The sequence below is a fragment of the Epilithonimonas pallida genome, assembly GCF_900182975.1.
Taxonomy (GTDB): Bacteria; Bacteroidota; Bacteroidia; order Flavobacteriales; family Weeksellaceae; genus Epilithonimonas; species Epilithonimonas pallida.
This window is the reverse complement of sequence record NZ_FXUO01000002.1, coordinates 483,172-499,114: the sequence shown is the minus strand read 5'-3', so window position 1 is coordinate 499,114 and position 15,943 is coordinate 483,172. Positions and strand designations below refer to the sequence as shown.

Genomic DNA, 15,943 nt, shown 5'->3' with positions numbered 1-15,943 from the left:
AAAAACAGTATTGAAATTCAATACTGTTTTTATTTACCAACTTGTTTGGAATACTAGCACACTACGAGGATTGCATTATTCAAAAACAATCTTTTGAAACCTGCTACCCCCACTATATATATATAGTATGTTATTCACCAAACAATTAGGTCGAATATAACTTTTTTCTTTAAGCTCTTGAATCTGCCATGTTTTCCCTTGGTCTAAGCTGTAAATTAAATCATACTCTGTAAAAGAACCCTTTATATTTCCAATAAAGCCACATATTACTTTATCATTGCTTTCTAATCCCTGAACTATACTATATCCTTTAAATTCTTTTATAACTTGTGTATTTTTTGTCCTAGAATCAAATCTTAATAATCCAATAGAATTCTTTTTTTTTCCTGCTATTATAAGGCTTTCAGCATCTTTTTTTACAATACAATCTGGAATTATATCTTTCAAATTAGTTAATTCTTTCTTTTCTATATCATAAAGATTATTATCCCAAGTAAGAACAAAAGGCTTATTCTCCAATAATGTGATTTTGTCTTTAAATACATTGTTTTCTTTTACAGAATCCACTTTGGTAAAATTAAAGTTGGTAGAATATATTGAACTCTTACCATTGTTTTTACTATCTACAAAAATACTTTGATTAGTTGCCCATATTTCGCCCATTCTTTCAAAATTAAAATTAAGAACAGTAACATTATTAATTTTTATGTCGACTTTTAACAGTTTATTTTTTAAAACTTCTTTACTGTCAATAATTTTTATGTAAATAGCATTTTTATCAATAAAAGAAGTTTTGTAAAAATGATAATCATTTAGAGAATATAATCTAGCCCAATTCTTACCTCCATCAATAGTCTTATAAATCGTTGCTATATCATTAGATTTAGGAAAATAATTTGGGTCATCCAATTGCTCTTCTGTTACTTTGGACCAATCTGTATCGCTTTTATTAGTAAATAAATAACCTTCTTTAGGATTTACAAAATATATACATTCAGGCTCTCCGTTCATTCCTATAGAATTAAACATTTCGACATTAGAACTATTTAGTGTTTTATCTTTGCATCCTAAAATAAGGAAGGCAACAAATATTAAAAAAAATATCCTTCTCATTTTTTCTTTTGATTTGATATAAGAATGAGATATGGGTCAAGTGCTTTTTTTATCACATCGACAGGAACCCCTTCTTTTTTTGCTTTATTTTCAATTAAAGTTTGAATAATACCCTCGATGTCGCGGATTTGTAACACGTATCAATTATAAATCCATCAATACATCTGGAACATCTGTTATGGTTCTCAGTATTTTTAAACAGCTTATTTTATACTTTCTTTTGCGATGGCTATCTGCAATACTATTTCAAACTTTATTTCCCTTCCTTTATTTCTATAAAAACAGTATTGAATATCAATACTGTTTTTATTTACCAACTTGTTTGGAACATTACCCATTACCACACCAACATTGCCGTTAATATCGATAAATAGTCTCTATTAAAATGTCTCTATAAAAAAAATCAATCCTTTTTACATCTTCTTTTTCAAAGTCTTGTATATTCCATTTTCTATTAATATCAAAATCAGCCATATGCTTAAAGCCATCAGGATAAAATTCGATTCTTATATTTTGATTTTGGCTATAAACAATATACTTAATAGCTTTTCCTGGAGGATCATCTTCTATAATCTTTTTGTCAATATTTAATTTAGGAGAAAATGCATTTAAAAAGTCTTGTATCGTATAATATTCATTCAAATTGTTTTGTTTAACACTTAAAAAAGCAAGATCTTTACTATTAACATTTATATATTTTTGAACTTTAACTTCATTATCTTTGCATGCTACCAAAAACAATAAAATACTGCTAGGGATATAATATTTTCTTTTCATAATTATTTTATTTCAACAAAATTTTGCTTTTTTTTGTCATTAGTAATAAAAATTTTTAATCCAGAATTGGAAGAATCCCTCGATGTCGCGGATTTGTAATCCGTGACTAATTATAAACCCACAAACACATCTGGAACACCTGTTATGGTTCTCAGTATTTTAAGCAGCATATTTTATACTTTCTTTTGCGCTGGCTATCTGCAATACTATTTCAAACTTTATTTCCCTTCCTTATTTCTATAAAAACAGTATTGAAATTCAATACTGTTTTTATTTACCAACTTGTTTGGAACACTACCAACACTACCATTTTTTATCCAGCAAATGAATAAATGAGAGTATCTAAACCTATACTAATTTTTAAGTCTCTATCTACCAATCTATACTTAATACCTATAAGTTGTTTATAATCATCAATTTGATAGTACTCATCTGTAATAAATACATTTTCAATTATTTTCTCAATATTATATTTGATTGCTGTTCTTTTTATACAATCACTCATCTCTTCAAAAGAAATGATGATAATGTTTTCTCCTGATGAATCTATTGTCAAACAAATTTGGTTTTCATCTTCAATGTGAATGCAAATGTAATCAATGAATACATCTTCATCTATTATCGTAAAATATTTTTCTACAAAAGATATTCTTTTGTTTATATGTTCTTTTTTTATCATCTGTTTATTTCAATTTGAATTTTTTCATTTGATTTTCATTTAAAACAACCGTAGTAGCAATTTTTCCTTTATTTTTTCCTTCCGCATAGATATAAGTCGCTATATCTTGCCCGTCAACTTTTTTATAGAATCCTTTAACCTTTGTACCACCTAAAACATTTTCAAAAGTTTTAGTCGCGGTACTTAGTATATCTGAATTAAAAGCTTTCCAAGCTTCTCTAGTATTCTTATTCCAAGTCGCGCTCGCAAATTCTTTAATATCTTTTGCGTGTTTAAATGCGTGCTGTAATCTGGAAACATCATTGAGAGCATAATCAATTCCTTTTGTGGTTAATTTAAGAAATCTATAAGCATTATTAACATCCTTTAATTCACTAAGTAGTAAAATTGATAAAAATCTTTCTGTTCCTGATAGTTTATTACCCTGCATATCAGTTCCGGCAATTCCTTCAATAGCACCTTTAAAATCTCCAAAAAGCGGAACAAAATCCATCTGATAACCTCCTCCATTCCTAAGACTTTCCCTCCATCCTTTATTAACATTATTCAATTGGCCATAAGGTACGCCGCGTAATGCTCCTGCAAATGATTGCTTTCCATTTGGGTCTACAAAAATAACAGGGTTTTGATAACAGTAGATATAAGCATTTAAATTTCCTGAATTAAAAACACCGCCATTATGTTGCCCATCACCATAAAACTCAGTTTCCATAACCGGATGGTAAATTGCCAACGGATCTACGCTTAACCAGACACTTGTGTTAGGATCATAATATCTTGCGCCGTAATAGTACAATTGTGTAGCGTCGTCCAGTTCCTTACCGTTGTATTTGTATACATTATTGTAATCCCCATTGCTCTGCTCCATTAGCATTTCCCCAAACGGCATATACTCATACCAATTGGTGGTATTGCCCGATTGGTTGGTAATGACTGAACCACTGCCCAAATGATCCGGGTGCACCCAATAGGTCTGGGATTCCAGCTCTTCATCATTTGGCTGGTTGATCATACAGTCATCCAACTGGAAATTGTGCCAGAACTCGCACACGGTTCCGGTCTGTAACGCAGCATTATAGCCCGCCATCAATTTCTTATAACAATTTGTTTTAGGATTGAAATTAGAGGCTGCTGCTAATACGGCATTGCTACAAGTCTCTTCGGTTTCAAGTGTGGAGTCATCTATATTAGCCCAAGCTACAGGTGGATAACCTGCTTCCTGTATCATAGATTCTACTTCGCGCATTGAAGTTGCAGACAATTCATTAAGCGTTGGCGTTAGCTCAGAAGCAAAACCATGAGATGGCAAATCTGTAACTTTTGCCGCTATCTTATTGCTGCCAATGTAATAATGTTTGCTCAGCTGTGCACCATTCACTACAGCATAGCCGTTAGGATAATAGGTATACGGCTCCATCGTTGTACGCGGTCTGCCAGACCCGACATTACCGTTTGTGAATATGTTTCTCACAATACCTTCGCTCTTCAGAGATCTTTCACCACCAGCATCATAAACATAATGATGTAATGCATTATCCTGAGCTATACCCTTAAGATGGTTTTGCGTATCCCAGAACAATTGTCTTTTGACAGTTCTTTCCGGTAATGAAAAAGGATCTTGAGAAGCCTCATTTTCAACCAATGTCATATTACCGTTGGCATCGTAAGTGTAATACTCGTTAGTATCCATTGCCGAAACATTAAACCCTGTACCACAATCCCACGGTGTGGTATATCTGCCTCCTATTGTAGATGTAATTGAGGAAACCGCATTTGGATGGTTGGTGTCATCATAATGGTACACCATATTGGCGCCTTCCTTGGCCGGATTTGAACATACATCGCTTCTATATGTTTTCCAACGAGAATGTTTACTTGCAATTCCATGCGAATTATTGTAAGCCATATCCAGCTGATAGTATTTCTTCTCGTCAGGACCTGTTGCTTTAATTAAAGAAGTTTTCAGCCTGTTAAATCCATCATAGGTAAATGTCTTTTCAGAAGCTACTCCATTTAATACGGTATTATTAATACCCATTGGTACAGCTGTTATAATACCTGTCACATTATTATCCTTATCATAGGTATAAGCATTACTTCTTATGATTTCTCCGAGAGATGTTAGCGAAATAGGAGCGTTGAGCATAAGCTTCTCCAGTCTGCCCCATGGATCTCTCTGGTACTCGGTTACGGTTCCGTTCCCGGCTGTTACCGAGGTCATTTGGTCATTGTAATCATAAGATATGGATGACACTATGTTGGATGTGGCACCAGTAGTTGGCATGATGCTCTGTATACCGTTAAGCAGGCCAAAAGGATTATAGCTATATAATACTTCCTCGTTATCGGGATATACTATTTTATTGATCCTGTTATACACATCATAGTCATAGCTGGTTTTGAATACCTTTGCGGTCTCATTTGGAGCGATCATAAAGCGTTTCTCCTCTGTTAGTTGTCCAAGTCTGCTGTATTTGAACATTTGGATGCCTGTACGGTCTGTCTGCTTAATGAGCCTGCCTGCTCCATTATTAACAGCTCCCGGCAGCCCATATTCATACTTCACAATGTGATCAGGATAAGTGATCTTCGTGAGCTGGTTATAATTATAAGTATATAAAATCTCGTGTCCGGATTCTCTCAATACAGGGTTATCAAAAGCAATCAGATGATTGGCTTCGTCATAAGTGTAGTTTGACAAACCGGCATCCGGGTGATTTTCTGAAATTCTTCTGCCCAGGCCATCATAGCTATAGGTTATGTTCTTAGAGTTTTGGTCTGTTACTTTTATCAGTTGTCCAAGCAGGTCATAGTTATAACTGGTCCAAAGGTTAGTATTATCACCAGTCTGTTTGACAGAAGTAGTCCTTCCCCGCTCATCTGTATAGGTCGTAGTTTTTGCACCTCTTGGTGTTTCAATAGTTTTGGTGAATTGTATTTCCCCATTTTTATCAGCTCCGAAGCCATAGGTCGTCTTTGTTTCCAGGGTATTGTTAGGATTATCATCTGCCAGTACTCCTTTTTGGATAGACTTAACAGGCCTGTTAAGCTCATCATACTTATAGGTAATATAATAGTCTTGAAATTCAGAAGAATTAAGCATCTCATTAAGTTGAGGATAATAAGTTTTTAAATTAGTGACCACATCGCCTGGCGACTGTAACGCAAGCTTATTAATAAATGCTTTTATGTTCCTTCCTCTAATATCTTTGATAGGACTTTTCTCAAAAGTATAGATATAGTTTCCTGATTCCCCGCCAGCCAATTTCTTTGTAGCTAATTCTTCACCCCAGTAATCCGTAAATAAGCTGCTGAAGTAGTTAATCGTTGGCGTGACTCCATTAATGGTCGGCGCCTTTCTTTCTGTTATAGCTACGTTAGCATTTTGCGTACCCTCTGTGTAATAATGTAGTTTGATCGTCCAGTCGTTATCAAAAGGGGATTTGTATTGAGTCATTCTACCGAAGCTGTCATAGGTATATTCTGAGACTACATTATTCAGGTCTGTAATTTTTTTAGGAACTCCGAACAGATAATTGTCATCATATTGTGTCTTGCTGGTATATCCATACGCATCAGTAACTTTAGTGATATAGGTATGATATACCGGATCATATTCATATTGGTAGAACATTCTCTGGTCGTTCTGATCCAATGGAAATATCGATTTTGTCAGATTACCATAAGAGTCATATTCATAGTTATAATCTACATTTTTATTGCCATATTGTCTTTTGATATTGGTAATGTTTCCATCAGTATCAATTGTTGTTTGTGATTTTCTCAGGACAACACCCGCACTATTGGTTACGGTATGCTGGTAAGGTATCCCCCCTGCATTCTTACTTGTTACAGGATGATAGGTAATGGTTACTTTGATATCGTCTGTTGTATCTGTAATATCTTTTCCTCTGTCTGTATATTTTAAAACATTGCCATATTTATCATATTGCTCTATGGTGCTGATTAATTTTTTGGAATGCAGAATACTGCCATTATATTCTGTTGTAGTGGTTTCTGTTTTATACAGTAGCGGGATAATTCTTCCGATATCTTTATATACTGGTTCAGCTTTTCCTTCGGAAAGAGTATAAGTATCAGCGGCTTGGTCAAAATAATTATAAGTATACTTAACCACAGATCTTGGTCTGCTAAGACTGTCCATTACCGTAACCGACTTTACCAGTCCTTTTTTGTAGAAATATTTTCTTACAGCAGAATCACTATACGGCACATAAAAATCCTGCTTACTACTGTAGTTGGTTTCATATTCGGTTATTTCACTAACACCTTTTCCTCCGGAGTAATCCGTAGACTTTACTTTACCAAATCCAAGGAAGGCTCTCTCTCTTCTATCCTGAACTCCATTTTCATATTCAAATAAATATCTTTTATATGCCGGAGGCAAACTTTTGTTACTCAAATTCAATCCGTCTTGAGATTGCGTATTATCTATTAAAATACCTGTAAGAACCTGTTTACTATAGGGCATTTGATAAGTATTTCCGATTTTGATATGAGAATTCGGATTTACATTATCATAGTTTAAAAATATTGTACCACCTAATGGATTGTTGATCTCAGTTAAAAGGTTTGATTTGTTTGCCTGATTAGGAAAAACTGTAATTTCTGCATTATTATTAGATAATAAAATATCTGCAAGACCATCACCATCAAAGTCTCTTAATTCAACAGTTTGTTTATTAGTTGATTTGTCCTTGCCGGCACCAAACGATACACATATCTTAAAGAAAAAGATCACTGGACATAAAGTTCCCATGAAATTGTAACCCATAGAATTCTGATCGTTTTTGATTTCGAAATCTATATCACCCATATCAATGGGGTACCTACTTATTTTCTGACCGGTATTAACAAATAATTTATAATGATTGTTATCTCTTTCCAATTTATCAACCAGACCATCTCCTGTGAGATCAATAAAGATGACTTTTGTTTTAGAAAAAGAGAAATTTTTTCCAACTCCTACAACCCAGCTTCCCTGTCCTAAATTGACTCCTCCGCCACCAGATAATGCAATACTTTCGTTTTTATAAACCGACCCGACATTCCAATCCGGTTCAAAAACAAATTGCTTTCCGTCATTTACATATACATTACCATTAGCTATATAATCCATAAGGCTATCGCCATTGATATCCAGCCATATATTTTCGTTTTCTGACCTTGACCCTCCGATGCTGCCATTAAGACCTACACCAGTAGCAGAAAACGAAGAACCAAACTGTGAATTGAGCTCTCCAAATGAAGTAAAACCTGATGTCAAGGTATTACTTGCTTTCTCAGAATTAATGCTGCCTCCTGCTAATGGAAAACTTACGCCACCATTAACCGTTTTATTTTTCATGGTTTTATCTCCACTTGCAATAGTGACTGCATTCGTGAGTGCTCCAGTATTTGTTGTTTTGTAGTATTGATTACCTACAACTATATCAGGATACTGATCACCATTAAAATCCTGAAAAAATTCTGATGTCTCATCTTTTGAATAGCCTCCACTAGCACCACCACCAGCTATACTTCCGTAGATATTCAGGCTGGAAGCTTTGGAATGGGATATTATTCCCGTAGGATGTTCCGTTGCAAAACTTGGGTCTCCTTCGAAATTTACAGAAGGCGTACGAGCCAATAAATTATATGGCTGCATATAATTCCTATCCTGGAATGCCGATTCCATTGGAGAAGTATATATTTCTTGTTCCGGGTCTAGTACAAGAGAGGTAAAATATCGCTTGTTTTGTTGTTCTTTTACAAAATTCAACATACAATCTTCATATCCGGGCGTATCCGGATTCCCACAATGAGTTGGCTCAGGAAAATAAGGTGTATTGTCATTAGCTTCTACAAAAAACTCCCTTTCCCTAAGAGGGTTATCGGGATATTTACTTGCATTATAAGAAAAGCCTCCCCAACCTTGCCACATTTGACCCATGCTCGAGTTGTAATGTTTTGTTTGAGCACGGAAAGAATAGTATGAAGTCCAGAAGACAGAATCAAACGAGTTTGTGCAATTACTAGCATTCTGAAAAGCATACCTTACTTTGGAATTTAAACTTAGTAGGTATTTTGACAGTTCATAACTATCTGTGTGGATTTCAAAATAAGCTTGTTCATCACTATATATTATCCTCGGTGCAACGATATATGGTATAGGCAAAGAATTGTTCTGAACCGTAACAGTCCTTTTAAAAACTTGTAGAGGTATAATTGTATTTTGATTGGTATGGAAATTTTTAATTTTAATTGAAAATGTAACTTTTTTCCCATTTAAATTATTTTCCGGACTTATTGATGTAGGAATAGATAAAGGTTGATTATAACAAGAATTATATCCAGGAAAATAAATTGGGTTCTCAGTAGGAGCTATATTAAGACTGTCTATATTTTCCACATTATTTGTGTAAAATTGAGTAGAACCTAGCCTTTCAGGAAAAGCCAGGTATTGAACGGTTGCATTTATACTAGTTGTTTGAGACAATGAAATAACATCAATTTTTGGTTTCCAATTAATTTTGTCCCACGTAATATTAGTATCAGATGATACTTCAAAATTCAAGATAGTTATCGTAGGTTGCCCATCAATCGAAGATTGATTAACTGGTATATTAGTTAAAGCTGTATTCAAAATATTGCTTAAAGAAGTTACACCATTTAATGATGACCCCCTATTCAACTTATGATGAAATATCAAAGTCCTGTTTTCAATAATATCAGCATCCTCATCTACGTTTTGAAGATAAGATCTCCTTTCACTTTTATAGATTTTAAACTCAACATCATCAGTAAAAGCAATATCGTCCATTAAATTCCAGTCGATATTAATTTTTCCCTTATCCCCGATAGCAGCCCCCTTATTATCTGATGACAAAAAAGTATCCGAAAAATTCGATTTAAAATATTTATAACCGTTAGCATCTTCTAAGTTTAAATCTTTATCAGTATATTGAATATTAGAATCAACTAAAATTTTATCTCCCTTAGCATTATCTATTGAACTTGCAATTAAATATATTCTTTGTCCTTTTTTCACAAAAGTTGAAACTGATAACCCACCACTTTGGTTATTATTATCAAAACGAATTATCCCGCTAATAATAGTAGATGGTTGAATATCATTTTCATTAATATTATCAACTTCTCTATGTACCGAACCTTTCTCAATCCATATTTTGACACCATCTGTAGAAATTTGGTTTAAGGAAACTGCTGCCGCTATATTAATATTACCTGTGACAGGAGCTTCCCAAACCCTAACAATATTGGCAAGCATATTAGATTCTGACTCCGGAGTTGTTGTTTTTGGAGCATCAATCCCTTTTAAGATAGGATTTGGAGTGTCCAGCAATGCTGTAGAATTATCTTCAGTGGCTGCAAAATCATTATAATCATTGTTACTTGAGTTAATTCGCATTTTATTGAAAAACACTTTTCCATAATAAACCAGATCCGACAATCCATCCGCATTAACATCTGAAAAATATATGGGTGAATTACTGTTGGTTGTAGAATAGCTGATTCCTCCCTGTATAAATTTCCAGCTGAATTCTATTCCGAAAGAATTGACATAAGCGTTATTTTTTGATAATGGAATATTTGAAAAGCCACTTACAGAATTAATAGCCCCGAAGCTATTTCCTAAATTCCTTCTGTATTTAATTGTACCTCCGTCTTTATAAAACACTTTATCTGGTAATCCATCACCATCAATATCCATTAATTGGGATTTTCCAAAATTTTCATTCTCGGTGTAAGAATAATTCAATCCTATTGTTCCACTTTTCTTTAAGTCGAGCCAAAACATTTTTTTACTGGCTCCAAAAGTCACCGCCCCTTTCCAATTGGTACTTTTACCCTGAGTCCCACTAATGACTGACATTTGACCCTCGTCAAAATTGCCGCTAGTTAAGTTGTCATCTCCTGCAAAGATATCCTTCTTTCCTTCTTCTGAAAATATATGACCATCCAGCCTGTTATACCCAAGACTGTGCTTGTTAAATACATTTTCGTCTTTGTCTTTTTGGATAATCTGCGAAAGTAGCTTTTTACCAAAGTCACCATCATTATATAAGAAAGAATACTGCCTCACAATAGTATTCGCTCTTTTAATTGTTATATTTTCAAGAAGCTTGAAGTCAGAAATTTTTACGCCTAACTTGTGACTTGAAGTGACATCCGGCCTTACTCCTTGCTGGTTATTAAATTCAATTATTGTGTTGGAATATGTTATTTTAGATAGATATTTATTTCTACCATTGTTATATACAATTTCCTCATATTGATAAACAGCCTCATTTCCGTAACGGTCTGTGACTTTGGAAAGATACCATTTCACAATATTTCCGGTTGCATCTTTCAGGAAATCATTATATTCTTTTTTAGTACCGCTATTGTCCGTTATCTCCCATGTATAGGTGCTGGTTGAGCTATTTTTCCTTGTAATCTTGATTCCTTCTTTTACTCCTGTTCTGAAATAAAATAATTTATCCCCTGAAACCCTTGGCTTTAAAAAAGGATTTTCTTTGGTGATTTTAGTTGGTAGGTAACCATCATCAAAGACCAACTGCTCTCCTCCTATTGAGTATATTTCTGTTTCCTTTTCATCGTTAAACTCCGGAACTCCCCACCTAGTATCAATATCGATAGTCTCAACTGCAGAAACATCCCAACCAATCCCTGCCCAGCCTCCATTTTTGCTGTCGCTATTGTAATTAATGGATACGTTAGGTTGCAAACCATTGACACCAGCTGGAATCTCAATTGGATACTGCACGTTAGCACTTCCTTGTTGGTTGGCTTTTGGAGGCGCAATTAAATTTACATTGGATACTGGATTGGCAACAGGAATATCATTAATCGTTGTTGGTGTAAAAGAACTGGTTTCCGGACTTTGAGGATTCTTTATTATTCCATTAACATAATCGGTATCACCACCGCCTTCATTTTTTACAATTAAATATTCATTTTCAACATTAATGCTGTCATACTTTATTCTCTCCCACCTTTTCTTGTTGTAATCAAATCTGAATGCTGCGATATCCGCTTCACTATAACCTTTAGGAATCAGATTTTTGTTATATGGAATGTGAATAATACTCGGTGTACCAGTTGAGCTCTTATATCTGTAACCATAAAAATCTTTTGCTAAATTCGTAATTGACGGATCAACCGGCGGTGAATCAATAGCTCTCAACCCAATTAAATAGCCATACTTATTGTTATATACAATCTTCTCTTTAGCAGCATTATAAGATACTGTTTCAAATGTTTTCTCCTGATTATCTAATTTTATGGTTTTGTTAGCTACAATATTTCCATGATTATTCTTAAACTTTATGTTCAATTCTGTTTTTAACGAAATTTTCTCATCAAAATATTCAAATTCATTACCTTCCAGCTTTATGTTCTTGTCAAGGATTTGTATGGTTGTAATATTTGAGTTTGAATTTACAAATCCTCTAAGGTAGAAAGTATTGTCTTTATAAATTTTAGAATTAATCTTAAATAGATCTGCAGTCTTATTGGTATTTTCTACAATTTTTACATCTTTAATTCTATAAAAATTTTTCTTTCCATTGGCATTGAACAATATGTGATTAACACCTTTTTTCAATAGTGTAGGATCAATATTTTCCTTTACAATATTCCACTTTTCAGATTTTGATTGTACATATCCGCCTAAGGACAAACTCTGATTGATACTTCTGGTAACAGATGCTATATTATCAAGCCCCTGAACCTGATAAGTAAGAACATATTCTTTATTATGATCAATATTATCCAATGTCACATTAAAAACATTATCAGAAGCTTCATCATACCAATTATTAGGATCAGCACTACCAATGGAACCTTCGAATAAATTTGTTTCTGTGGATGGTCTGGGTAATATATTTTCTATAGGATGATCTGACGTTTTTACTATATTGGAAAATATAGCACTGCCTTTCTTAGAGTTATTATTCTCTCTGAAGGGTCTTAAATATTGTATATTGTGACTTTTGGATTGTCCATTTTCTTTTTTAATATTATTAAGACTCCAGCTGCTTAAGGTAAAAAGCAAGGAACTTGTTATTAAGAAAAAACCTGCATTTTTGGGTGATAAAAGAATTTTATTGTTCTTCATGGTTTATAGACTTAGGTTTTTGTTAGTGACGGTATTAGTTTATTAATAGATTATATCCTTTGGATTCTTCCGGAATAAATATTTTCACATTATAATAGCCTATTACAGGCGGAATACTTAAAAGAGCATCTACATTTGCTGTATTGTCATACTTAGCTTCTTTAATAAGTCTTCCTAATGCATTATAGATTTGTATACTAATATTCTTGGGAGATTTAAGAACTATTTTAATATTTACATTTCCATCATGGGTCGGATTTGGAAATAATTTGATTTCTTTAAATATTGAGTTCTGATCTTTCGTGGCATAATCTGTTTGATTAAGTACATATAGTTTTTTTTCAAGAATACAGCCCTGCTTATTCTTGACATTAAGTGTATATTCTCCTAAACCATTTAATAAAAAAGGGGCTAAACTGTTTGTTGAACCATCAGGAGATGTTAACATATACTGATAGGTCTCGTAATTCAGGTCCAGCTCGATCGGCTCACCTTGCCATAGATAATTATCCTCAATATTTTGATTGGAAATATCTTGAATATCAAAACTTCTGATTATATCATGTCCATTTTTATTAATTGTAATCTTATATTGGCTCGGAAATATGTTATTCAGTACAAGGGGATTTGAATTACTATTTTGTATATCCGCTATGGTTGTATTCGTTTTAACATTAACAAGCTTATAGCTATAAAATGAAAAATTATCTGGCAACCGTATTTTAACTAAGCCATTCTTCAACTCGTTACAATCGCTCACAATAGAAATATCTTCGTTAGAAATATCATTATTTAATGTAAAATAGTCATTACCATTATGATCTGTATCCCAAGCTATATTTCTATATACATATATAGAATCATTCATTTTCTCACCATTGAATAGCTCAAAAATTTCACTCTGATAATTTTCAGTTGTCCTAAATATTTTCAGTTTAGGAATTTGGTTACCCGTTTCAACATCTTTAAGGTTAAAGTATAAATTTGTTTTTAGATTATCTTGTGATTTGATCTGTGCTTTCCATAGCCTCTTTAAATCCTTGCCCGGATGATAGGATAGCAAATCTGATTCTTTGAATACGATATCTTCGTTATTATCTCCCCAGAGTAAAAACTCATTATCATTTAAAGATCCTGCATTTTGACTGTTAAGTCTTTTGAGATTGTCAATTGACATAATAAGAGAATTATCTCCACTATTCTTAGACTGTTTTTGATATAATCCAAAAAGATCATCTCTTCCAATGCCAGTTATATGATAACCATATTTTTTGTTTTTTTTATAATTCCATAAAACATCTCCGGCACTCGATAGATAATTTTTTTCAGAGAAATAATTTATGGATATTCCGTATTTAATAGAAAGATAGCTTTCTATTTGCTGCTTTTCTTTTTTACTTAGGTTTCTTTTGAAAATCAGAAGTTCAGGAATCAAAAGATTACTATCGTTTATTTTTGGTAAATAAATAAAACTTCCTGTACTTTTATCATGCTTTCCGTATGTAATTATCTGTGAAGCAACAGAAGGTTCCACTTTCAAGGTATCTGCATAATCAAAAATACCTTGATTTGTAATTACAGTGCTTCCAACTTTTCCATAAATAACTTTATCTGCATTTATTTCAAATTTATTTCCCACTATAAATAAACTCAGTTGATTCAGTTTATATTTAGTATTTATCACAGCTGAATTTGTAAGTGTATCTTTTACAAAATGATAATTTATTAGTCGACCCGCAAGAGTATCTGAACTAACAGGCTCTGTAACTAAACTTTTCTTTAGAATTAAGTCAGCAACGTTACCAAAAGATGATAATGTTTGAGCTAAGTGACTTTGTAAAAAAAATAAGCTAAGGACTAATGACAATTTTTTGATTCTTTTAAGCATGTCTTTAAATAGTTGGTTATTTTGAGAAAAATTAAACGATCATATAACATTCATTTAATTTTTTCATAATTAATAATTTTTAGCTCCAAAAATAATATTATTTTTCAGCTATTGCTCAACAGTAAGCATAATATGCAAAACTTGATAGAATAATTTCTGAAATTATGCTTTATCAAACAGTCATCGAACAGTGGATATACAATGGTTATACTACGATCGAAGAAAGGATATACAAAGGTTATACAAACCAACATATTATGTTAAATCAAAACCCCATAATTATCCAATATCTCTACAAAATGACCTGGAAAATTTTCACTTATTAATCTTAATTGCTCATTAATAACTCAAACTGCCAAACTCAGTTTTGCCAAATGCTTCATAAATTAAAAAATGTCCTTCAGGCTCATAGCTCCAGTCAAAATAGCTTTTACACTTTTAATAGTAATTGCCAATCACCATTAGAAACTGTTAAGCCGAGACTCTCGAAAATTTATTTATAAGAAAAATTAAATCACGTCAACTTTTGTCGCCACACCATAATACTTTTGGCTCATCAGCTGACACAAAAAACAATTTTCAAACTATCTATTAAATTTAAAAAACATTATGGGAAAATTACATGACTCATTATTATCCGGCACTTCGGGACGCACAGGACGCATAGTAGTCGCCAACGTTTATGGCAACGAGATTTCAAAAGTCAGACCTAGAAAACGAACATCACCGCCAACAGCTAAACAGCTTCTGATTCAGAACCGGATAAAAAAATGCGCAGCCTTTATGCAGTCTTACAGGGCTTATGCGTGCCAATACTTTGGAAGCAGAAGTGGGATGAAATCTTGCTACAACCTGGCAATGACTAATCTGATGGAAAACTTCAGGATCAACTACACCACGGAGACGATCAATCCGGATTATCCTTCGCTTTATTTCTCCAAAGGTAATCTCTTAGGGGCCGTGCCATTAGGATTGAGCTTAAAATCAGCCGGATTATTGGAGATCAGCTGGCAGGATAATTCTGCTGGAAGTCCTGAGAGAGAAAATGATGTAGCTCAGATTCTAATTGCCGGAGAGGATAATGATTTTACGTTCTTCGTAGAAAACGCCGCAAAACGCTCTGATATCAAATATTCAGTAAACTTACCGGTCAACTTTCAAAACAAACCACTTCATGTTTGGATTGCCTTCCGAACAGAAAATGGTGAAATTGCCTCCAATTCACAGTATGCGGGAACAGTTTTTTAAAACAAATGATCAGCCGTGATAATTCTTACGGCTGATTATTTTAAAGTCAGAAGAAAAAGTCCTAATATTAAAAGTTTGTTAAATATTAGTTTTT

The 15,943-nt window shown here is 33.3% G+C and carries 6 protein-coding genes; 1 reads left to right on the top strand and 5 read right to left on the bottom strand.

The annotated features are described in order from the left end of the window. Positions 1-75: 75 nt before the first annotated feature. From QOL71_RS05440 to QOL71_RS05420, 5 genes are all read right to left on the bottom strand, one after another. Positions 76-1,113 carry a beta propeller repeat protein gene (locus QOL71_RS05440; RefSeq protein ID WP_283415953.1) on the bottom strand — a complete coding sequence of 346 codons (1,038 nt, stop codon included), beginning with the start codon at positions 1,111-1,113 and terminating at the stop codon, positions 76-78. Positions 1,114-1,470: 357 nt separating this feature from the next. Then, positions 1,471-1,890, bottom strand: a complete 420-nt coding sequence (locus QOL71_RS05435; RefSeq protein ID WP_283415952.1) for a hypothetical protein — start codon at positions 1,888-1,890, stop codon at positions 1,471-1,473. A gap of 313 nt (positions 1,891-2,203) precedes the next feature. Beyond that, positions 2,204-2,569 (bottom strand): hypothetical protein, encoded by a 366-nt coding sequence (locus QOL71_RS05430; RefSeq protein WP_283415951.1) that lies wholly within the window; start codon positions 2,567-2,569, stop codon positions 2,204-2,206. A 4-nt stretch (positions 2,570-2,573) separates the two neighbouring features. Next, on the bottom strand, positions 2,574-12,713 hold the full coding sequence (locus QOL71_RS05425) for an RHS repeat-associated core domain-containing protein (protein ID WP_283415950.1): 10,140 nt from the start codon (positions 12,711-12,713) through the stop codon (positions 2,574-2,576). A 34-nt stretch (positions 12,714-12,747) separates the two neighbouring features. Next, positions 12,748-14,601: a T9SS type A sorting domain-containing protein gene (locus QOL71_RS05420; protein WP_283415949.1), complete on the bottom strand. Its 1,854-nt coding sequence runs from the start codon at positions 14,599-14,601 to the stop codon at positions 12,748-12,750. A gap of 609 nt (positions 14,602-15,210) precedes the next feature. On the opposite strand from QOL71_RS05420, the gene QOL71_RS05415 reads away from it, so the two are divergent. Next, entirely contained in the window at positions 15,211-15,849 is a 639-nt protein-coding gene (locus QOL71_RS05415; RefSeq protein WP_283415948.1) for a DUF6266 family protein, read from the top strand. Positions 15,850-15,943: the final 94 nt, after the last annotated feature.